This window comes from Allomuricauda sp. CP2A (genome assembly GCF_001683915.1).
Taxonomy (GTDB): Bacteria; Bacteroidota; Bacteroidia; order Flavobacteriales; family Flavobacteriaceae; genus Flagellimonas.
Genome location: NZ_LXTT01000106.1, coordinates 16,201 through 38,023, shown reverse-complemented (window position 1 = coordinate 38,023; position 21,823 = coordinate 16,201). Strand labels below are relative to the sequence as shown.

Genomic DNA, 21,823 nt, shown 5'->3' with positions numbered 1-21,823 from the left:
GTATTTTATGCTTGCGTACAACGTGTTTGTATAAATGTAAAATACGTTTATATATTCCCAAAATGGAATATAATCCATGTAAATGTCCATATTTTGTTTTTTGAACAATCCTTTTTAAGGCTGCAATGAATAATATATTCCCATAAATCCATCGAATGCCCTGCCTTATTGTATTTTTGCAGACCATTTATAGCAACTATGCGGACAAAATCACTGAAGAAGAACAAAATCAATGTGGTGACCTTGGGTTGTAGCAAAAATGTCTACGACTCCGAAGTGTTGATGGGGCAATTGCGTGCCAACAACAAAGAAGTGGTCCATGAGGAGGAGGGCAATGTGGTAGTGATCAATACCTGCGGTTTTATCGCCAATGCCAAGGAAGAAAGCGTGAACACCATTTTGGAATATGTGCAAAAGAAGGAAGCAGGCGAAGTGGACAAGGTTTTTGTGACCGGATGTCTCAGTGAACGCTATAAACCCGACCTGCAACAGGAAATTCCCAATGTGGACGAATATTTTGGCACCAGTGACTTGCCCAATCTCTTGAAAGCATTGGGCGCCGATTACAAACATGAATTGCTGGGCGAACGCTTAACGACCACCCCAAAAAATTATGCCTATCTAAAAATTGCCGAAGGCTGTGACCGTCCCTGTTCGTTTTGTGCCATTCCGTTGATGCGGGGCAAGCACAAGAGCAAACCCATTGAAGAATTGGTGGCTGAATCAGAAAAATTGGCCGCAAAAGGAGTTAAAGAACTGATTTTGATTGCCCAAGACCTGACCTATTATGGTCTGGACCTCTACAAAAAACGGAATTTGGCCGAATTGCTCCAAAATTTGGTCAAGGTGGAGGGGATTGAATGGATTCGCCTGCACTATGCTTTTCCAACCGGATTTCCAATGGATGTGTTGGAGGTAATGCGGAACGAACCCAAAGTCTGCAATTATATTGATATTCCTTTACAACATATTTCAAATGCCATTCTAAAAAGCATGCGGAGGGGAACAACACAGGCCAAAACCACCAAGTTGTTACAGGATTTCAGGGCAGTCGTTCCCGAAATGACCATCCGTACCACCTTGATTGTGGGCTATCCCGGAGAAACGGAGGAAGATTTCCAGACCCTGAAAAATTGGGTGAAGGAAATGCGATTTGAACGTTTGGGCTGCTTCACCTACAGCCATGAAGAAAATACCCATGCCTATTCCTTGGAAGATGATGTTCCCGAAGAAGTAAAACAGCAACGCGCCAACGAGATCATGGAGATACAATCGCAGATTTCCTGGGAACTCAATCAAGAGAAAATTGGAAAGACATTTCGCTGTATCATAGACCGAAAAGAAGGAAACTACTTTGTAGGCCGCACGGAATTCGATTCCCCGGATGTGGACAACGAAGTGCTCATTGATGCGGCCAAGCACTATGTGAAAATTGGCGATTTCACCCAGATTGAAATTACGGAGGCTTCTGATTTTGATTTGTACGGCATTCCAGCCCCTAAATAAGGTTTACATATTCACAAATTCAAATCCAGATAATGGGATATTGCGCAGGTCGAACTCCGTTTCGTTGAGCAAAATCCCATGCTCCAAATAGGCTTTTAGGTTGGCCAGCCAAAAGGTCCAACCGTTGCTGCAACCATAATGGATGTTCAACTTACTATCCTCATCCGTTGGAATTTCATGTTGCTTCAAGATTAGGAGTACAGCATTGCCGTGGTCTTCCAGACTGACAGAAACCTTGCTGTTGGCAAAGGAAATCTCCAAAAAATCCGTTCCGTTGGCCTGAAGCACTTTTCCCGTTTCCTGCCCATCCCAATTGTGCCATCTCCAGATGTAGTCATCACCCGCTTGAATGTTCTCATCAGGTTCTCGCTGTTTGCCGTTTGAAGTATAAATGGCTTCACTCAAAAACCAGGATGCAATCCCTTCGGAAGTGCCCCAGCACCAATAGAGTTTTTCTTTGGGCGCTTTAATGAAAATCTTTTTGGTAAAATTGTCAAAAGTCAACTTGCTCATCGTTTTCGTTTTAATTCATACTCATACAATTCTCGCCCCAACTGTGCCAAAAAAGGAATGCCCACTTCATCATAATCATAATTGTCATCGTTAAAAACCTCGTTGCTGTTCACCAAAATGGTAGCATTGATCATAAAATCGATATTGTTTTTGGTGTCGTGGATATAGGCACAATCGGTTAGGGTGCCGTAGGCATAACCTACCTTATTATATATTTTGATGTGTTCGGGCATAGGGTCGTACATATCCCCGAACATGAAAAATTTCACATAGCTGTCGTAATATTCCTCGGGGTCGTACCCCAACTTAGCTGGAAGGGTGTGCATGGCCTCCAACAAAAAACTGCGTTGTTCATCCTTTAGGTCAAATTGCTGCTCTTTGGGGAAAGCTTGGGGAAAAATGATGCGTTTTAGGAGGGCATTTTGGGATTGGATGGGGAAATAGTTCTTCAGGGAAAAATCAAAGGGTCCTTTTTGTGGAGAATCATCTTCATAATATCCTTTTCCTTTTTTGATTTTACGCAATTGCAAGGGTTTGGCAGGTGTGTTGATGATGGGTTTGCTGAGAACGGTTGTGGAATCGTTCAAATAAATGACCAAGGGCTTGGTGGTCACGTCATCACCATTTGGCGCAGACAGTCTATGGGCAATTCGGATGGGTTGCACTCCTCTCTTCCGCATGCGTTGGTTGAGGTCGTCCTGACCCAAAAATTCAATCAATCGGTTGTTGGCGGCATTGTCCGAAACCGCAAAGATTTCCGAGATGGCCTGGGCAAAAGTGGTTTCCACAGAATCTCCTTCCACATAAAATCGGGTATGCATGGAAAGGGAATCAATGGCATTGAGTTTTTCAAGAGTGGCCACGGCCACGGGAAATTTTGCCGTGCTGGCCGGATAAAAATAGTTGTCCTTGTTTACCTGAAAATCAAAATCGGTAAAAATAATGCTATCGTTCCTTCGGTCTATTTGGGTGTACCGTATTTGCAGCTCATGTGCCTTTAGGTTCTCCATTACCCTTGTGATCAATGGGTTTTTGGAACTGAGCGCTTTTTCCAACGGGTCTTTGTAACTGACACCACCGCAGGAAACAGTGAAAATAATCAATCCCAAAAATAGAAATCTGCCCCACATGATAAATTTTGGATTCGTTTAGTGTTCTTCAATATAAATTTCGCCCCTGTGCGGCTTTAGGAGTTCTTTTACCTCTTTTAGTTCAAACTCCGCCACCACAAGAAAAGCAGTGCTGTGCGTTGGGCTGTAATGTTCAACTCCCGTAATATCGAACTTCAGCTCTTCTATCATTACAAACTCTTCAAGGTGCTTTTGGTAGTGTTCCGCGATATTGGCCGCACCGGGACCTCTAAAGTCCCAGATTATTTTAATTTTTCGATCTAAGGTCTTTTCCATGGGATCAAAGATGTTCAACTGAGGTGCCGTTTTCGGCAAATGCCTTAAAATCTTCCATATACTTCTTGGACTGTTTTTTAAATGCACCTGGCATCAAAAGGCCCATCAATTTCATGCCAAAACCTGAAAACTGAAATTCGCTTTCCGAAATCCACCGGGTTTTTCCATCCTCCTCTTTAAAATAGTTTTTTTGGATGTTGTGCACGCCTTTGGTGTCGTAGGTGGTATGCATTTCTTCTGGAAGGTTGCGCTTCATGATGGTCTCCACCATATCCATTTTCCGATTTCCCATTTTAAAGCTAAGGCTCATCTGGGCACCTTCCTGACCGGGATTTTTTGAAAGTTGTTCGTAGCCCATAAGCCCACGCTGCCAGTGTTTCATGTTCTCTGGGTTATCTAGTTTCTTAATAAATTCATCACGCGGGAGGTCAACAACAATTTCCGTAGTGTACTTCATTTTTGGAGTGGTTTGGTACTAATGTAACAATTTCTTTGATGGTACGGCCTACTAAAAATCTGTTAATGAGAAAGGAACCTGCTTGTTTGGGATGTTGTAATTGTTATTTTTGCGAAATGCTTAAGCTCCAAAAAAATAGTCTTCTCCTACTTTGCCTCATAGGTGCTCTGTTGGTTTCATCCTGCGAGGGCCTTTTCAATAAAGAGGAGGAGAAGGAACCTCTTGCCAGGGTTGGGGACACGTACTTGTATAAAGATGACATTGCTTCTCTTATAAGTGATGACATGTCTGAACAGGACAGTACGTTGTTTGTGACCGATTATATCAACAACTGGGCTTCCAAACAATTGCTGTTGTCCAAATCCAAAATAAATTTGCCGGAAGAGAAATTGGCAGAGTTTGACCGCTTGGTGTCCAATTACCGTGCAGATTTGTACACAAGGGCCTATATTGAGGCCTTGGTGCTCCAAGCGCAGGATACGGCTGTGACCAATTCCCAGCTCCAGCAATACTACGAACGGGAAAAAGAAAATTTTAAGCTCAACGAAAAACTTGTACAGCTACGTTTTGTGGGCATGCCCGAACAGTTTTTGGACAAGGATCAGGTAAAGGCCCGAATCAGGGACTGGAAGCAAAGCGATAAAAAGTATTTGGACTCCATTGCCGTGCAGTTCAAAAAAATGCACTTCAATGATTCCATTTGGGTGAGTGCCTCCAGGGTCATTGAAGAAATCCCGCCCTTAACACCTGCAAATGAAGGGGACTACTTAAAAAAATCACAATTTTTTGAGCTACAAGATTCGTTAGAGGTATATTTGGGAATGGTGACCAATGTGTTGGAAGTCAATGACACGGCTCCCTTTGAATACATAGCTCCCGATATACGACAATTGATCTTGAACAGGCGAAGGTTGGATTATGTAAAAAAACTTGAAACCGAAATTATAGATGAAGCTATTAAGAAGAAAGAATTTGAGGTTTATGAAAAAAATAAATAGAATGGTATGGGCCATGGCACTTTTTGTTGTCGGTGGTATTGTACAAGCACAAGATTTGGATGAATCCATGGCATCCACAGATTCCACAAGCACCTCCAATAAAGTAAAATTGGATGGTATTGCAGCGGTTATCGGTGATTATGTGATTTTGGAATCGGACATAGACAAAACGTTGATCGATTTGAAAAGTCAGGGTGCATCAACACAAGATATAACCCGTTGCAGCCTTTTGGGAAAATTAATGGAAGACCGGTTGTATGCGCACCAAGCGGTGCAAGATAGTTTGCTGGTTTCCGATGATCAAGTGAACGCACAGAGCGATGGACAGATTCAGCAGCTCACCCAACAAATTGGAAGTGTGGAGAAAATGCTGAAGTACTACAACAAGCCAGACATGGAAAGCTTTAGACAAGAGCTTTTTGAAATCAACAAACTACGGATGCTCTCAGAAAAGATGCAGACCAAGATTGTTGAGGAAATTGAGGTGACCCCGGAAGAAGTGCGTCAGTTTTTCAATAAAATTCCAGAAGATGAAAGACCTGTTTTTGGTGCAGAATTGGAAATTGCACAGATTGTGAAACAACCAAAAGCAAGCGATGAAGAAAAGCAGAAAGTCATCAACCAATTGAAGGAAATTAGGCAGGATGTATTGGAAAATGATGCCAGCTTTAATGTTAAGGCCATTCTGTATTCCCAAGATCCCGGTTCAAAATCTAAGGGAGGATTTTACAGCATGACCCGGGAAACTCCCTTTGTAAAAGAATTTAAGGACGTTGCCTTCAGTCTTCAGGAAGGTGAAATTTCAGAGCCTTTTGAAACAGATTTTGGGTATCACATTATCTATATTGAAAAAATTAGGGGACAGGAACTGGACTTGCGCCATATTCTGTTGATACCTGAAATTCCTAAAGAAGCCATTGACAAAGCAGTACAGGAGTTGGATACCATCCGTCAGCAAATTATTGATGGAAAATACACTTTCGCAGAGGCTGCCTTGAATTTTTCAGATGAAAAAGAGACCAAGTTTGACGGTGGCCTCCTAAGAAACCCCATTAATTTTGATTCCCGTTTTGAATTGACCAAGATGGATCCCACACTCTACAATCAAGTGCGGAACATAAAGGACGGCGAAATATCAAAACCCATCCGTGAGGATGATCCGCGGGGAGGGGCGCCCAAGTTCAAGATCATGAAAATATCCAATCGTTTTGATGAGCATAAGGCCGATTTTGCAAAAGACTATCTCAAAATCCAAGAATTGGCCCTCAGGGAAAAGCAGTTCAAGGCCATCAAAAAATGGATGGATGAACATATAGAGGACACCTATATCCACGTAAACACCGAAAACAAGGACTGCGATTTTGCAAACAATTGGGTAAAGGAGTAAATACATGTCAGACGTTACAGCTGTTGAGAATCTTGTAAAAAAACACCAAGCCTTAAAAAACGAGATTGCCAAGGTCATTGTGGGCCAAGAAAAGGTAATTGAGCAAATATTACTTTCCATTTACACGGGCGGACATTCGTTGTTGATCGGTGTTCCCGGTTTGGCAAAAACCTTAATGGTCAATACCATTGCACAAACGTTGGGGCTCGATTTTAAACGGATTCAGTTTACCCCAGATCTAATGCCCAGTGATATTCTTGGGAGTGAGGTCTTGGACCAAAACAGGAATTTTAAGTTTATCATGGGACCCGTTTTTGGAAACATTATTTTGGCCGATGAGATCAACAGGACACCGCCAAAGACCCAAGCTGCGCTTTTGGAGGCCATGCAGGAAAGGGCCGTGACCATTGCGGGAAAACAGCACAAGCTCAACCGTCCTTATTTTGTGTTGGCCACCCAAAACCCTATTGAACAGGAAGGAACCTATCCCTTGCCAGAGGCACAGTTGGACCGATTTATGTTCGCTATTGAGCTGGAGTATCCGTCCATTGAGGAGGAAATCCAAGTGGTAAAATCCACCACCTCAGATGTAGAGGTGGAATTGGACACCTTGTTCACCGCGGATGAGATCATAGACGTCCAGCATTTGGTGCGGAGAATTCCTGTACCGGACAATGTGGTGGATTATACCGTGAGATTGGTCAATAGTACCCGCCCAGGCCAGAAAGGCACATCAGATTTTGTCAATACGTATGTGGATTGGGGTGCAGGTCCAAGGGCATCACAAAATCTTATACTTGCCGCAAAGGCCCATGCCGCCATTCATGGAAAATTTTCTCCCGATATTGAAGATGTAAAGGCAGTATCGCTGGGAATCCTTCGACACAGAATTCTAAAAAACTACAAGGCAGAGGCCGAAGGAATTTCTGAGGAAAGGATTATCTCAGAATTGTTGTAAATATCAAATCTTACATACTATTTAGGGCAATTCTAATTCAGAATTCGTAGGTATTTTAGTAAATTTACCAAATTACTAAAATCTTAAAACCCGATTGTAGAATGGCATTTGATATTGACATGATTAAGGGCGTCTATGCTTCCATGGCTGAGCGTGTGGACAAAGCCCGTGAATTGGTGGGAAAACCCCTTACCCTTGCTGAAAAAATATTGTATTCACATTTATGGGATGGAATGCCCACCAAGGAATTTATAAGAGGAAAGGATTATGTTGATTTTGCCCCAGATAGAATAGCCTGCCAAGATGCTACAGCACAAATGGCGTTGTTGCAATTTATGCAAGCCGGTAAGGATAAAGTGGCCGTGCCAACCACAGTGCATTGTGATCACTTGATCTTGGCCAAGGATGGAGCCGCATCAGATTTAAAACATGCCAACGAGACCAGCAAGGAAGTTTTTGACTTCTTGGGATCCGTATCGAATAAATATGGCATTGGGTTCTGGAAACCAGGTGCCGGGATCATCCACCAGGTGGTTTTGGAGAATTATGCATTTCCGGGAGGTATGATGATAGGAACCGATTCACATACCGTAAATGCAGGTGGATTGGGAATGGTGGCCATTGGTGTTGGTGGTGCTGATGCTGTGGATGTAATGGCCGGAATGGCTTGGGAATTGAAGTTTCCTAAGCTGATTGGAGTGAAATTGACTGGAAAGCTATCTGGGTGGACAGCCCCCAAGGATGTTATCTTGAAGGTTGCCGAGATTCTTACCGTAAAAGGAGGAACAGGAGCCATTGTGGAATATTTTGGCCCAGGAGCCACCTCAATGTCCTGTACCGGTAAAGGAACCATCTGTAACATGGGTGCCGAAATTGGCGCAACAACCTCAACTTTTGGTTACGACGAGTCCATGGAGCGCTACCTGAGGGCAACCGATAGGGCAGATGTTGCCGATGAGGCCAACAAAATAAAAGAACACTTGACCGCTGATCCAGAAGTTTATGCAAACCCAGAACAATATTTTGATCAGGTTATTGAAATCAATTTATCTGAATTAAAGCCATTGCTTAACGGTCCCTTTACTCCCGATTTGGCCACGGAAGTCGGTACCATGAAGGAAAAGGCCGAGAAAAATGGTTGGCCCTTGGCCGTAGAGTGGGGATTGATAGGATCTTGTACCAACTCTTCCTATGAAGATTTATCGAGAGCATCATCCATTGCCCAACAAGCTTTGGACAAAAAATTGAAAACAAAGGCTGAATTTGGTATAAACCCAGGTTCGGAACAAGTAAGATATACCACAGAACGTGACGGTATCCTTGAAATATTTGAAAAATTGGATGCCAAGATTTTCACCAATGCCTGTGGACCTTGTATTGGCCAATGGGGTCGCTATAAAGACCCAAAGAACGCACCAAAGAACAGTATTGTGCATTCCTTCAACCGTAACTTTGCAAAGCGGGCAGATGGTAACCCCAATACGCATGCGTTTGTGGCTTCACCGGAAATGACGGCTGCGATTGCCATTGCTGGTCGTCTGGACTTTAACCCGCTGACGGACAAACTGATCAATGAAGATGGGGAAGAAGTGATGTTGGATGAGCCAACAGGATGGGAATTGCCTCCAAAAGGTTTTGAGGTGAAGGACAATGGTTATGTGGATCCCGTTGAAGATGGAAGTGGTGTTGAGGTAGCGGTTGCTCCAGATTCTGAGCGATTGCAGTTGTTGGAACCATTTGAGCCCATCACCCCAGCTAGTCTGCAAGGCATGAAACTGTTGATCAAGGCCTTTGGCAAATGTACCACAGACCATATTTCAATGGCTGGACCTTGGTTACGTTTTAGGGGGCATTTGGATAACATCGCCAACAACACCTTGATCGGTGCGGTGAATGCGTTCAACCAGAAGACCAACTTTGTTAAAAATCAATTGTCAGGCGAGTACGAAGGTGTGCCCGACGCACAAAGAGCCTACAAAAAAGCAGGGGTCAAAACCATTGTTGTGGGAGACCATAACTATGGTGAGGGATCTTCCAGAGAGCATGCGGCGATGCAGCCCAGACATTTGGGTGTGGCGGCAGTTTTGGTAAAATCATTTGCAAGGATCCATGAGACCAACCTGAAAAAACAGGGTATGTTGGCCTTGACCTTTGCCAATGAGAACGATTATGAGCTCATTCAGGAGGATGATACCTTCAATTTCTTGGATATTGATGCGTTTGCTCCAGACAAGCCTTTGACCATTGAGGTTGTCCATGCTGATGGCGGCAAGGATACCATTGAAGCAAATCATTCGTACAATGATGCGCAGATCAAATGGTTCAAGGAAGGTTCTGCTTTGAACGTTATCAAAAAAGAGAATGCATAAATTTTTTTAAGATTATTGAATAAAACTCCTGATATTGTCAAAATATCAGGAGTTTTTAATTGTAACCTAATCCCCAAGAATGAAAATCAGTAAAAAGACCGTACTTAATATTCTGTTGATGCTTTTTGTACTCTCTTTTTTTGTAACCCCTTTGGGTCATTATGGCAAGATTTTTTTGAATAGGTTGTTTGCTTTTTCACCTCCGGTGATTGAAGAATCCCAACAGGAAAAAATCACGGATTACGATTGGCGATTGAAAGATGAAAACTGGGACTTTTTCAATTTTGAAAAATCCAAGGGGAATGTGGTGTTCATCAATTTATGGGCTTCTTGGCGATTACCCAGTGAAGCGGAGCTCGAAAGTATTCAAGAATTATACGACACATACAAGGGCAAGATGGATTTCTATATCATTTCCAATGAGGAAAGGCCTCCAGTGGAAGCGTTTATGGAGGAACACGGTTTTACCTTTCCGGTCACCTACTTGATCATTGGGGAGAAAATGCCCATCAATCCCAATGAAGTGCCTGCTTCATATCTTATTGATAAATCAGGGAACATTGTTGTCCATAAAGAGGGAATAGCGGATTGGAGCAATCGAAAATTCTATGAACTATTGGATGAATTGATCGCCGAATAGCTTTTATGAAACTTTCCAAGGAACAGATCAGCAACGGAATTTGGATTTTGGCCATCATTTTGATCGTCTTTACCCCTGTTGGGTTTCATCTACGGGTTTTGGTGAGCAAAATTATTGCCACCAGTGCCGATGTGGTAGAAGTGGATGAGCAAAAATCCTTAAAGAATTACCATTGGAGCTTGGTTACTTCAGAAGGAAAACCAATGGATTTTCAATCCAAAAAAGGGGAAGTGGTATTGGTCAATTTTTGGGCCACTTGGTGCCCACCTTGTGTTGCTGAACTTCCAAGCTTGGTGGAATTATATGAAGATTACGGCAATAAAGTGGTTTTTGCCTTTGTGGCCAGTGATGAACGGGATAAGGTTACGTCCTTTCTTGAGAAAAAAGGGTACCACCTTCCGGTTTATTTTGAAGCTTCACAAACGCCCAACGAATTGTTCTCCAAAAGTATTCCCGCGACTTACATCATTGACAGATCGGGTAACATTGTGGTGGATGAAAAAGGTGCGGCCAATTGGAATTCAGAACGTACAAGGACTTTGTTGGACAGCCTTCTTTTGGAATAGCTTATTTTTTAACCCGTTGTGCATATCTATAATACCTTTACTATTATTGACTATGGCATAAGATGTTAAAATAGCATAGGTTTTCGTCACCCTGAACCTGCCTGGCCGGTAGGCAGGTTTATTTCAGGGTCACATTTTATAAGTATTGGATGAAAATATATGGTGGGATGCTGAAACGAGTTCAGCATGACGCAGTTTCCAATAGATTGTTGTTTCAAAATGTACAACGGGTTTATTTTTTAAAATACTTGAAGGGAACAAAGAGCATCCCAAAGCACTCACCATCTTCTTTGCCCAGATGTTTGTGGTGCATTTTATGGGCACGGCGCACACCACGGGCATACCAATTGTTGGCATTTCTAAAGAGTTTAAATCGTTGGTGGATAAAAATATCGTGCACCAAAAAATAGGCGATACCGTAGGCCAATATGCCAAATCCCAATGGCCATCCGTACCAAAACCAAGTGTAGTTGCCCAAGAAGAACAAGGTCATGCTCACAACGGCGTAGAACAAGAAAAAGGCATCGTTCCGTTCAAACCAAGAGTCGTGGTCCTTTTTGTGATGGTCTTTGTGGAGCGTCCATAAAAAACCGTGCATTACATATTTATGGGTAAACCATGCCATGAATTCCATGAAACAGAATGTGGCCAGAAAAATACCTATCCAAAGTGCTATTTTCATTGTACCAATTGTAGTTTATAATTTAGGTAGGATTGTGCCAAAAGTCCAAATTTTTGGTAGTTGGGAACACGGATACGGGCATTTTTTATTTCCAAGGGCGGTGTGCCCTGAAGTTTATGGAGCAATTTCTTGTAATAGCGATAAGCGGTATACACTCCAAATTTGGCTTGTTCGGGCAGTTTTATGATGCCAGAGTACCCGATGGCAAAATCAGCTTTTATTTCATTCACGATACGTTTTTTGGAAACTTCATCCAGCTCCATTAGGTTGGTGTTGGGGAAGTAGGTTCGGTTCAGGTCCTCGTAATCGGCCTTCAAGTCCCTGAGGAAGTTCACTTTTTGAAAAGCCGAGCCCAACGCCATGGCAGATTCCTTGAGTTCCTCATATTTTTCCTTGTTTCCGTTGACAAAAACACAAAGGCACATCAACCCCACAACATCAGCAGAGCCATAAATGTATTCCCTGTACTCATCGAAGGTCTCATACTTTTTTTTGGTCAAATCCATCCGCATGCTCTTCATAAAGGATTCTACCAAGTGGTGGGGAATATCATATTTGTGATACGTGTGCTGGAAGGAATTTAAAATGGGATTCAAACTGATTTTGTCAACGATGGCTTGCTCCATATCACTCTCAAAATCATTAAAAAGTTGTTCTTTGTTGTAATCATGGAACGTATCCACGATTTCATCGGCAAAACGGACAAATCCGTAAATGTTGTAAATGTCGGCACGAATGGATGGGGCAAGCATTTTGGTGGCCAAGGCAAAAGAGGTACTGTAAGATTGGGTAACAATCTTGCTGCAGTTGTACGATACATCGTCAAAAATAGTTTTCATCCTTTTAGTTTTTTAATGATTAAATCAGATACCAATTTGCCTGAGATAAGGGCTGGAGGCACCCCTGGCCCGGGAACGGTAAGCTGACCGGTAAAGAACAAGTTCTTTACCTTGCTACTTTTGAGGTTGGGTCTTAAAAAAGCGGTTTGCCGTAGTGTATTGGCCAAACCGTAGGCATTTCCTTTATAGGAATTGTACTGTTCAACAAAATCGTTTACACAGAAACTTTCTCTAAATATAATGGAATCTTTGATATGTTGGCGGGTTCTTTTCTCAAATCGGTCCATTATAAGGTCAAAATATTGCTTGCGCAATTGTGGTGTGTCCTCCAATCCGGGGGCAATGGGCACCAGAAAAAAACCGGTTTCGCACCCATTTGGAGCCATGGAAGCATCGGTCACGGATGGGAAATTGGCATAGAACAAAGGTTCCGAAGGCCATTGTGGCTCATCATAAATTTCTTGGGCATGTTTTTCAAAATCGGTGTCAAAAAAGAGGTTGTGGTGCTCTATGTTTTCCAATTTTTTATTGAACCCGATATAAAATAGGAGGGAGGAGGGGGCATAGGTCTTTTTCTCCCAGTACGCTTCTGAATACTGCCTGTATTTTGTATCCAAAAGTGTTTCGGAATGATGGTAATCCGCTCCGCTCACCACATAATCCGCCAAATGGTTTTTGCCATGGCTGCGGATGCCCAGTACTTCCTTGTCCGATACAATGATTTTACTGGCAGGGCTGTCCACATGAATTTTAACGTCCAGTTCTTTGGCCAGACTTTTCATGGCCTTAATGATTTCATACATGCCTCCCCTGGGATGCCAAGTGCCCAAACCAAAATCAGCAAAATTCATGAAGTTGTAAAATGAAGGGGTATTGCTGGGTTTTGCGCCCAAAAAAAGCACTGGAAACTCCAAAGTGGAGACCAATTTTGGGTTTTTAAAGCGTTTGCGTACCTCTTGACTGACCGTTTTAAAAAATTGGTCGACCCGAAGAACGGTTTCCTTGGTCACCAGTTCCAAAGGGGATAGGCCGGGGCGCAAGACTACTTTGTTGATGGCAATGTCATAGTTTTCCTGGGCCTGCCCGATGAAGTCTTTCAAATGGGCACCACTGCCCGGTTCCAACCGTTCAAACTCTTCGCATATTTTATCCAAGCAGTCGCCAATGGTCACTACGTCGTCCTTGAAGAAGACTTTGTAGGCCGGATTCAGCTTATCCAGTTGATAGTAGTCCGAAGTTTTTTTGCCAAAATCAGCGAAAAATTTGTCAAAAATATCGGGCATCCAATACCAGCTCGGCCCAATATCAAAGGTGAAACCATCCTTGGTCAATTGCCGGGCCCTGCCGCCAACCGTACTGTTTTTTTCAAAAATTTCAACCTCAAAACCAGCCTTCGCCAAATAACAAGAAGCGGAAAGGGAAGAAAAACCGGAACCAATAATGATGACCTTTTTCATGGTAAGTTGAGCAATTAGAGGGATTCCAATAATTGTTCGATGGAATTGAACGCTTTTACCGAGTCAGGGAACGTGTCCGCTGTGGCATGTCGTATTTGGTGTCCCAAAAGATAGAGTCTTGAATCTGGTGAAAGCTCCAAAATTTTGGAAAAACGCTCCAAGTAAGCATGCAGTTCATTTGGGGTAGGCGCTACGGTAAAATAGGAAATAAAATTGACATTATCATAATACTTTAGCAAATCCGATAAATTTTCCAGGGGCATGGTTTGCCCCAAGTAAATGGACTTGTATCCTCTTAAGGTTATCTCATAATTGACATATAACAACCCCAATTCGTGGATTTCATTCTCAGGCAGGAAAAGGGCAAAGACCTTCTCTTTTTTAGAGGGTTCTTCAAATTGCAACTTTTCCGTTTGGATGTAGATCTTCTGTTTTATGAGATTGGAAATAAAATGCTCATGTGCAGGACTGATGGTATCTGTCTGCCAAAGGAGCCCCAATTCGTTGAGCAATGGAATGAACACCTCATGAAAAACATCCCTGAACGATCTTTCAGCCAATAGATTGTTGTAGGTTTTCTGAAACAAGGGCTGATCAAAATTGAGCATGGCCAATTTAAAGGCATTGAGGGCGTGGCTCTTTTTACTGTTCTGCGCAACAATTTCCTTTACCATCATTGGAATCTGTGATTCATCCAACTTGGCAATTTTTGAAATCTTGTACCCATTATTGTACAGCAGGGTAATGTTCAACAACTTTTGTAGGCTCGCAATGGAATAGGTCCTAATATTGGTGCTGGTCCTTTCGGGACTGAACAGATTGTATCGTTTTTCCCAAATCCGGATGGTATGGGCCTTTATTCCGGACAGATTTTCCATGTCCCGAATACTGAAGGATGTTTTTACATTGTTCATCTTTTGTGTGTAAAGATTAAACAAATTTACAATTAAAACGATACGAACCTATTTTTTTGCCCTAAAATTTGGTACATATCCTCATAAAATGTGATGTTTTCAAGGGAAAAGATGGGCAGTTAAGAAGGGAAAAGTATAAAAACAAAAAAACCGCATAGATTGCGGTTTTGTGTGCCCACGACTGGAGTCGAACCAGCACGTCCTTACGAACACTACCCCCTCAAGGTAGCGTGTCTACCAATTCCACCACGTGGGCCTATCGATTCTGGGTCTAAAACGGCCAAAAATCTTTGGGGCGACAAATATAGGGGTTTTGTTCAAATATCACCTGATCTGGCATTCTGAAATTGTACTGGTCCACCACTCTTTTTTGCTCATTGTTTTATAATCATGCCGTCTTCCATTTCAATGATCCGGTCCGTTCGCTTGGCGAAATCTTCATCGTGTGTTACGACCAATAGGGACAAACCTTGTTTTTCCTTTAGATTTTTAAAAATAGTGAACACATTTTCGGAATTTTGACTGTCCAAATTACCAGTGGGCTCATCTCCCATTAAAATGGTTGGGTCATTGATAAGGGCCCTGGCAATGGCCACACGTTGTTTTTCCCCTCCAGAAATCCGGGATGCTCTTTGTTGGGCAAGGTGGTCAATATGGAGCATTTCAAGTTTTTGGTGGGCAGCCCGTTCAATTGCTGCGGTGGATTTCTCGCCCAATTTTTTGGCCGGGAGCATTACATTTTCCAGAACACTGAATTCTGATAGGAGATAATGAAACTGGAATACAAACCCAATGTTTTTGTTGCGGATGCGAGAGAGTTCTTGATGCGATTTTCCAGTAATCAATTGGTTGCCCAAATACAATTCCCCTGTATAATCCGTGTCCATGGTGGAAAGCACATACAGCAATGTGGATTTTCCCGATCCCGATTTTCCCATGATGGAGGCAAACTCACCTTCGCGTACCCCAAAAGATATATCCTTCAATACATGAAAATCCTTGGGCTTATGGAAATGTTTATTAATATTTTTGGTTTCCAGGACGAGTTTCATAGGCTGTGTTAGGTGCCCCGAATGATTTCAACGGGGTCGATTTTTTTGGCTCTGTTGGAAGGCAAATAACCTGCAACAAAGGTTGAAATAAGGGCAAATGTGATTCCAATCACGTAATAAGCCACATTGTAGTTTACCGGGAATGTTGAAATCGTGGGCAGAGCTTCGGTTTCAAAAGGAGCTTGGTCAATTATTTTTGACAGTACAAAGCCAATCAGTAGTCCCAAAACACCACCAATAAACCCAATGATCATGGCCTGACTCATAAAAATGAGCTGTACATCCTTTCCCGAAAACCCCGTAGCTTTCAATATGGCGATATCTTTCATCTTTTCGTAGATGAGCATGTTCAAAATATTGTAAATGCCAAAGCCGGCCACAATGAGCAATGTTATGGAAACTGCATAGGTAATGAGGTTTCGAATGTCCGAACCGGTTTCAAATTGCGCATTGGCCTCGTTGATATCTATGGCTTTGGTATTGAACTGTTTTTCCAGACGACGGGCCATGGGTTGGGCATCGTCAATATGCAATAGTTTAATGTTGATGTCAGTGACATAGTTTTCTGCTTCACCCAAAATACGCTGGACGGTTTTTAGGTTGGCAAAGCTTTGAACGTTGTCAATTTCGGCAATGCCACTTTGATAAATCCCTACAATTTTCAACGGAAAGATATTGCCCGCTACCGTACTCACCTGAACACGGTCTCCAACGGACAGGGACATTTTATCGGCCAATCCGGCTCCTAAGAGAATGCCATTATCATTGGTATCCAAGGCTTTTGGGGTGCCTTCCACAATATTGTCCTGAATATTGGACAGACGGACCTCTTCCATTATGTCCACTCCAATGAGGTTGCCGCCCAGCTCTATGGAACCGGACAAATAAAAAATCTGGGCCCGAAGCTGCGGAGTGGCCCCCTTTACATTGGGCTGTTTTTTAAGATAGTTGAGAATGGGCAGGGCATTGTGTATCTTTTTTTGATTTTGCTTGGGCTTTATGGAATGCACAACGTTGAACGCTTCCTTGAAATCATCGTAGAGTGCAACGGGTTGGGTGGGGGAGGGCCGAATTTCATTATACATATGGATGTGTGGGGTCTGGTTCAGCACCAGATCGTCCAGCATGGCATTTAGGCCCGTCATAAAACTTACCAGAGTAATGTAGGCGCCTATACCAAAGGTAACCCCCAGTGTTGCGGTCGCTGTGGATTTCATCTTGGTCAGAAGATGGGTTTTGGCAATGCCCAATATAACACTCCAGTTGATCATTGTTCAGGTTTATAGATGGCCGTTTTTTCGTCTATGCCTCCCAAGATTTCTACCCTATCCAAGTTTTGCAGACCGATGGTTATTTCTGTTTCACCATCGTCTGTAAGCACGTGCGATTCGCCTATTACATATTCCTTGGGGATGGTCAGGGTCTCTTCTTTTTCCGCGATAATGATATTCCCCTCCCCCGAAAGCCCCGGGTATAAAGTGGCAGGTGGATCTTTAAAAAGGGCCTCGACCTTAAAAGTTTGGGAACGTTCATCCTTTCTCGGGTAGATTTTGTCCAACGTGCCCTCAAAAACTTTTGAATTATAGGAATCCAAGGTGATGAACACTGCTTGCCCAATTTTTAGCTTTACAATGTCCACTTCATCAACCAATAGTTCCACCACAAATTTGTCACTTCGGCCCACAGCGGCAACGGGCTCCATGGTATTCACAATTTCGCCTTGGTTTTTGTAGAGGGCGTATACCTTACCATTGATCTTGCTGGTAATGGTAAAATCATTGGTATTGGTGAGAGCGGTTTTATAGTTGTTTTCCGCTTGCATTACCTGGGTTTCCAGTTCGTTTTTTGTCCGGTCATATTTCCGTTTGAGGAGGCTCAGGTTGTTTTGGGAAAGCTCGTAGGCCAGTTTTCGATTGTCGTACTCCAATTTTGAACCAATATTTTGACTCCAAAGGTTCTTTTGTCGGAAATAATTGATGGAATCATTCTTTAATTTAAGTTCTGCCGCTTGGATCTCATCTTTGATTCCACTTAAAACCGCTGCGTTGCCACTATAGTTTTCACGGGCCAATTGCAGGGCCAGTTTGGCATTTTCCGTGTTCAGTTCTGGAGAGGTGTTTATGATTTGGAGGATAGGGTCGCCCTTGGCCACTTTATCGCCCTCTTCCACCCAAATCTTGTCCAGAATACCAACCACCGCGGAGTAGACCTGGTAAAGACTGTCTGGCTGAACGGTTGCCGAAGCATATACAGATTCAGTCAAGGGCATTCGTTCCGGATAGGCCATATCCTTTTTGTCGGAACATGAAAACAGGATCGGGGACAAAAGAAGGGTGAGCAAAAAGTATTTCATGGTATGTTTCATGAGAATGTCCTCAAATTACCAATAAAATTATCATTTATAGTATGAGTTAAATCAGTATTTAGATTTTGATTTACCGTTCCTGTTTAAAATGGAATTGACTGTTTCTTGACTTGTTTTTTTGTTTGTTTTCAACCTGATTCAGAAAAGAGGTATTGTTTGACGCAGAAGGCTTTGAACGCATTGGAAGGGTAGTCTTAAATGCGAAGTTTTATGATTTGATTGTTTGAATGAGTTGATTGTACTGAGACCCTAAGTAATTGGTGTCTTGGTGTTTTTATGAGTTACTTTGGTAAAAAAAGAAAACCCTGAAAAACCATTAGGCTTTCAGGGTTTTTTGTGACCTGACTGGGGCTCGAACCCAGGACCCTCTCCTTAAAAGGGAGATGCTCTACCAACTGAGCTATCAGGTCGTTTTTCAGTGCTGGCGAATTGCGCTAAGCGGGTGCAAATATAACATCAATAATCTATTTTGCAAGGTGAATTAATGATAAATTTGTGTTTTTTAAAAATCGCTTATAAATCAATTACATGAGAGTAGTTTTGGTAGGATATATGGCAAGTGGAAAGTCGTCCGTGGGGAAGTTGTTGTCCAAGGAGTTACAGTTGAAGTTCATTGATCTTGATGAATATATTGAGCAACAGCAGCAAAAATCCATCAAAACCATTTTTTCCGAAAAGGGAGAAGTCTATTTCAGGAAATTGGAACATGAAATGTTGTCCAAGGTTTTGGATGAAAACAAAGCCCTGATCCTTTCTACGGGCGGGGGAACTCCTTGTTATGGCCGGAACATGGAGACCATATTGCAAAAATCCGACGATTCCATCTACCTACAACTGTCCATTCCGGCATTGGTGGAACGCATAAAGGGTGAAAAAGAAGAGCGACCTCTGGTAAAAAATATTGATGATGAAGACCTCCCGGAGTTTATTGGGAAACATCTTTTTGAACGAAGACCATATTACGCTCAGGCAAAGCATATTTTGGAATGTGATGGTAAGGATTTGGAAACTGTGGTCACCGAAATCAAACAACGGCTACTCTAAATAAACAGCATCATTTTTGGGCTGGAACTCCACTTCAATATGCTCATTGAGCGAGGTGGACAATGAGATGCCCTTGAAATCTGCCTTAACAGGGAATTTTTTATGGTTTCTGTTGACCAACACCGCCGTTTTCAATTGCTTTATGGGTGTCTTTAAAAAGTGATGCACTCCATAAATCAAGGTTGTTCCCGAGTTGAGCACATCATCTACCAATATAACGGATTTGTTTTTGTAATCCTCTTCTGGTATGGAAGTGTTCACCCCACTTTCCAAGGGGTTTTTCTTATCCATTTCCACCTTGCAGAGCACAATATTGGCATCAGTGATGTTTTTGAGAACCGTTACCACCTTTTTGGCAAAGTTCATTCCCCCACCATTGATTCCGGCCACAATGATTTCCTTCTCATCAACATTGCTCTCATAAATCTGATAGGCGATCCGCCGTACAATATGTTGAATTTGGTTGTGGGTCAATATACGGTTCTTCATGGCATGGATAATTGCATCAAAGATATAAAACAGATCATTCAGATTCGTCCAAATAATCATCAATGTCCCGCCGGTCCTTTTTGGTGGGACGCCCCAGCCCTTTCTTTCTGTAGTGGGTTTTGGCGAATTTCAGCAATTCATTGCTCTCAAAAGCTTCCTTAGGGGTCGTGTCCTTTCGGTAAATATCGACCAGTTTGGCCCCCACACGGCTCTCTGGAATGTCCAAGACCGTCAATTCATAATCAATCTGGTTCTTCCGCAGCACCACTTTATCCATAGGATAAACCTCCCTGGAGGGCTTCACAACACTACCATTGACCTTAACCTGCCCTTTCTTCACAGCTGTGGAGGCAACGTTTCGGGTTTTGTAATATCTAATACACCAAAGGTACTTGTCTATCCGCATAAGCTCTGCAAATCTTTGTTAATGCACCGAGCAAAAATAACGGAAAATTGTATCTTGCGCAGCTAAAAGACACACTTGATGAGGTACGGGATTTTTGTTTCTTTGTTTTCGGCATTGATTTTTTTATCATGCAACAATGATGATGATGGTGGGGTGGAAAGAGTTCCACCAAGGGCATTGTCTGAGGTTGCGCCCGAAAATGATAATGACATACAGGAGTTTTTGCAGACGCATTTCTACAATTATGAGGAATTTCAATCTCCACCAGCCAATTTTGACTACAAGATCAAGATAGATACCATTGCAGGTGATAACGCCGGAAAAACCCCGCTGAGCGATATGGTCAGAAGCACTACTGTGAAAATCTCTTCCAATCAACTCAGTTTGGATACGGATGAGGATGATGTGCCCCACAAGCTCTATTACCTTTCTGCCAGACCCACTTTTGAAGAGTTGGATGACATGGGGGCGAATCCTACAGTAGGTGCTTACCCTACCGTAGCAGATTCAGTATATGTGCGATATGAAGGGAAATTGTTGGATGGCACTTCTTTTGACGGGTCTTTTTTCAACCCTATTTGGTTTGATTTGGCCCGGTTACAGGATTTTTCCCAAGGTGCCAGAGGTTTTTCAGAAGGCATTCCCTTTTTAAAAACAGGAGGGGAACCCATTGACAATGGGGATGGAACGGTAAGTGTTGAAGAGTACGGCGTGGGTATGATCATATTTCCTTCTGCTTTGGGATTTTACAATAACGCATCAATGGCGTCAATCCCCACATATAGTCCATTGTTGTTCACGATAGACCTTTTCACCATGAACCAGACCGATCATGACAATGACGGTATTCCATCCATCGATGAGGATGTTAACGGAAATGGGTACTTGTACGATGACAATACAGATCAAGATGAGGAAGATAGGCTCAGGACAACGCGTTTTGCCAACTTCTTGGATGGGGATGACGATGGAGATGGTGTTTCAACCAGGAGTGAGATTACAAATGAAGATGGAGAAATTGTCCCTCCCTATCCTGATTCAAATAATGATGGAACTCCGGATTATTTAGATCCAGACAATTAATTCATAAAATGAAAGCATAAAAAATGCCCGCTCAACTGAGCGGGCATTTTTCATTTTGTTTTTGGGCTTTATAGCTTCAACGAGACCGAAAAGATGACCTGCGAAGGTCTGGAATCAACCCTACCGGAAACATCGGTAATATTGTTTCCAATAAAGTTTGCTTCGTTTTCCGAAAAACCGCGTTCATAACGAACATCGAAACCAAGCCTTCCGATATTCACCCCGGCACCAGCGTTCAACCCAACGGTAAAATCACTTTCAACATCGTCGATTTCCACACCTTCAAGGTCGTTCTTTAAGGTGTATTGAAAGGCTGGACCAGCAAAAAGATGGAGTGGGCCAACTATTTTAATGCCCAATAAGACCGGAAGGTCCAATTTGGAAACATCATAATCTTGGGAACCGCCATCCACATCATAGGAACTTTTGGTTTTGGTGTAAACCAATTCAGGTCTCAAATAGATTTTGGGAAAGTCCAATTTCCCCCAGAACCCTACATGGTATCCGGTCTTGCCTTCGGCACCTTCCACAATGTCTTGGCCCGAATCTCCAACAGAACCGATTAGGTCTCCGTTCTTGTTATAATTTAAACCTGCTTTAATCCCAAAGCCTGAACCGCTTTGAGCCATGGCAGCAGACCCTATTAAGGCCAACACTGCTACTAGAAGTGTTTTTTTCATAAGTGTTCATTT

The 21,823-nt window shown here is 42.7% G+C and carries 23 protein-coding genes and 2 tRNA genes; 9 read left to right on the top strand and 16 right to left on the bottom strand.

Features of this window, described 5'->3' with window-relative positions; translation table 11 throughout:
• Positions 1-198: 198 nt before the first annotated feature.
• Positions 199-1,506, top strand: a complete 1,308-nt coding sequence (rimO, locus tag A7D14_RS12835) for a 30S ribosomal protein S12 methylthiotransferase RimO (protein WP_067035203.1) — start codon at positions 199-201, stop codon at positions 1,504-1,506.
• A 3-nt stretch (positions 1,507-1,509) separates the two neighbouring features.
• On the opposite strand, the gene A7D14_RS12830 is transcribed toward rimO, so the two are convergent.
• Genes A7D14_RS12830 through A7D14_RS12815 form a run of 4 tightly spaced genes read right to left on the bottom strand, consistent with a single transcriptional unit; the run spans position 1,510 to position 3,882 of the window.
• The gene (locus A7D14_RS12830; protein ID WP_067035200.1) at positions 1,510-2,019 is read right to left on the bottom strand and encodes an SRPBCC domain-containing protein; all 510 of its coding nucleotides are present in this window, start codon (positions 2,017-2,019) and stop codon (positions 1,510-1,512) included.
• Positions 2,016-3,128: a class A beta-lactamase-related serine hydrolase gene (locus tag A7D14_RS12825; RefSeq protein WP_255307454.1), complete on the bottom strand. Its 1,113-nt coding sequence runs from the start codon at positions 3,126-3,128 to the stop codon at positions 2,016-2,018. The genes A7D14_RS12830 and A7D14_RS12825 overlap by 4 nt, the downstream gene beginning before the upstream one ends.
• A gap of 39 nt (positions 3,129-3,167) precedes the next feature.
• A complete protein-coding gene (locus A7D14_RS12820) occupies positions 3,168-3,425 on the bottom strand; it encodes a hypothetical protein (RefSeq protein ID WP_067035215.1) in 258 nt (85 codons plus the stop codon).
• A gap of 4 nt (positions 3,426-3,429) precedes the next feature.
• Positions 3,430-3,882, bottom strand: coding sequence for an SRPBCC family protein (locus A7D14_RS12815; protein WP_067035195.1), 453 nt, complete (start codon positions 3,880-3,882; stop codon positions 3,430-3,432).
• A 116-nt stretch (positions 3,883-3,998) separates the two neighbouring features.
• Between A7D14_RS12815 and A7D14_RS12810 the strand changes: the two genes are divergently transcribed.
• The 6 genes from A7D14_RS12810 (at position 3,999) to A7D14_RS12785 (ending at position 10,800) form a co-directional block, all read left to right on the top strand.
• Positions 3,999-4,880, top strand: coding sequence for a peptidylprolyl isomerase (locus A7D14_RS12810; RefSeq protein WP_067035192.1), 882 nt, complete (start codon positions 3,999-4,001; stop codon positions 4,878-4,880).
• Complete coding sequence (locus A7D14_RS12805; protein WP_067035189.1) at positions 4,864-6,267, top strand: peptidylprolyl isomerase; 1,404 nt, start codon at positions 4,864-4,866, stop codon at positions 6,265-6,267. The genes A7D14_RS12810 and A7D14_RS12805 overlap by 17 nt, the downstream gene beginning before the upstream one ends.
• 4 nt (positions 6,268-6,271) lie before the next feature.
• Positions 6,272-7,225: an AAA family ATPase gene (locus tag A7D14_RS12800; protein ID WP_067035186.1), complete on the top strand. Its 954-nt coding sequence runs from the start codon at positions 6,272-6,274 to the stop codon at positions 7,223-7,225.
• Between the two features lie 101 nt (positions 7,226-7,326).
• The gene (locus A7D14_RS12795; RefSeq protein ID WP_067035184.1) at positions 7,327-9,594 is read left to right on the top strand and encodes an aconitate hydratase; all 2,268 of its coding nucleotides are present in this window, start codon (positions 7,327-7,329) and stop codon (positions 9,592-9,594) included.
• Between the two features lie 79 nt (positions 9,595-9,673).
• Positions 9,674-10,234, top strand: coding sequence for a TlpA family protein disulfide reductase (locus tag A7D14_RS12790; RefSeq protein WP_083158093.1), 561 nt, complete (start codon positions 9,674-9,676; stop codon positions 10,232-10,234).
• 5 nt (positions 10,235-10,239) lie between these two features.
• Positions 10,240-10,800, top strand: a complete 561-nt coding sequence (locus tag A7D14_RS12785) for a TlpA family protein disulfide reductase (protein ID WP_067035181.1) — start codon at positions 10,240-10,242, stop codon at positions 10,798-10,800.
• Positions 10,801-11,032: 232 nt separating this feature from the next.
• Here A7D14_RS12785 and A7D14_RS12780 read toward each other — a convergent pair whose 3' ends face one another.
• From A7D14_RS12780 to A7D14_RS12740, 9 genes are all read right to left on the bottom strand, one after another.
• A complete protein-coding gene (locus A7D14_RS12780; RefSeq protein ID WP_067035178.1) occupies positions 11,033-11,482 on the bottom strand; it encodes a sterol desaturase family protein in 450 nt (149 codons plus the stop codon).
• Positions 11,479-12,321, bottom strand: coding sequence for a phytoene/squalene synthase family protein (locus A7D14_RS12775; RefSeq protein WP_067035175.1), 843 nt, complete (start codon positions 12,319-12,321; stop codon positions 11,479-11,481). Before A7D14_RS12775 ends, A7D14_RS12780 begins: the two co-directional genes overlap by 4 nt.
• Positions 12,318-13,778, bottom strand: a complete 1,461-nt coding sequence (locus A7D14_RS12770) for a phytoene desaturase family protein (protein ID WP_067035173.1) — start codon at positions 13,776-13,778, stop codon at positions 12,318-12,320. Before A7D14_RS12770 ends, A7D14_RS12775 begins: the two co-directional genes overlap by 4 nt.
• Before the next feature lie 14 nt (positions 13,779-13,792).
• Positions 13,793-14,692, bottom strand: coding sequence for a MerR family transcriptional regulator (locus A7D14_RS12765; RefSeq protein WP_067035170.1), 900 nt, complete (start codon positions 14,690-14,692; stop codon positions 13,793-13,795).
• 172 nt (positions 14,693-14,864) lie between these two features.
• Positions 14,865-14,948 (bottom strand) — tRNA-Leu (locus A7D14_RS12760).
• A gap of 118 nt (positions 14,949-15,066) precedes the next feature.
• Positions 15,067-15,744 (bottom strand): ABC transporter ATP-binding protein, encoded by a 678-nt coding sequence (locus A7D14_RS12755; RefSeq protein ID WP_067035167.1) that lies wholly within the window; start codon positions 15,742-15,744, stop codon positions 15,067-15,069.
• 8 nt (positions 15,745-15,752) lie between these two features.
• A complete protein-coding gene (locus A7D14_RS12750; RefSeq protein ID WP_067035164.1) occupies positions 15,753-17,015 on the bottom strand; it encodes an ABC transporter permease in 1,263 nt (420 codons plus the stop codon).
• On the bottom strand, positions 17,012-18,097 hold the full coding sequence (locus tag A7D14_RS12745) for an efflux RND transporter periplasmic adaptor subunit (protein WP_067035209.1): 1,086 nt from the start codon (positions 18,095-18,097) through the stop codon (positions 17,012-17,014). The genes A7D14_RS12750 and A7D14_RS12745 overlap by 4 nt, the downstream gene beginning before the upstream one ends.
• A 349-nt stretch (positions 18,098-18,446) precedes the next feature.
• Positions 18,447-18,519, bottom strand: a tRNA-Lys gene (locus A7D14_RS12740).
• Between the two features lie 118 nt (positions 18,520-18,637).
• Between A7D14_RS12740 and A7D14_RS12735 the strand changes: the two genes are divergently transcribed.
• Complete coding sequence (locus A7D14_RS12735; protein ID WP_067035161.1) at positions 18,638-19,153, top strand: shikimate kinase; 516 nt, start codon at positions 18,638-18,640, stop codon at positions 19,151-19,153.
• Here A7D14_RS12735 and A7D14_RS12730 read toward each other — a convergent pair.
• Positions 19,145-19,642, bottom strand: a complete 498-nt coding sequence (locus A7D14_RS12730) for a phosphoribosyltransferase family protein (RefSeq protein WP_067035158.1) — start codon at positions 19,640-19,642, stop codon at positions 19,145-19,147. The two genes, A7D14_RS12735 and A7D14_RS12730, sit on opposite strands and share 9 nt — an antisense overlap.
• Positions 19,643-19,676: 34 nt before the next feature.
• On the bottom strand, positions 19,677-20,048 hold the full coding sequence (locus A7D14_RS12725) for an RNA-binding S4 domain-containing protein (RefSeq protein WP_067035155.1): 372 nt from the start codon (positions 20,046-20,048) through the stop codon (positions 19,677-19,679).
• A 78-nt stretch (positions 20,049-20,126) separates the two neighbouring features.
• Here A7D14_RS12725 and A7D14_RS12720 point away from each other — a divergent pair, with 78 nt between their 5' ends.
• On the top strand, positions 20,127-21,131 hold the full coding sequence (locus tag A7D14_RS12720) for an FKBP-type peptidyl-prolyl cis-trans isomerase (protein WP_067035152.1): 1,005 nt from the start codon (positions 20,127-20,129) through the stop codon (positions 21,129-21,131).
• A gap of 68 nt (positions 21,132-21,199) precedes the next feature.
• Here A7D14_RS12720 and A7D14_RS12715 read toward each other — a convergent pair whose 3' ends face one another.
• Positions 21,200-21,811: an outer membrane beta-barrel protein gene (locus A7D14_RS12715; protein WP_067035149.1), complete on the bottom strand. Its 612-nt coding sequence runs from the start codon at positions 21,809-21,811 to the stop codon at positions 21,200-21,202.
• Positions 21,812-21,823 lie beyond the last annotated feature (12 nt).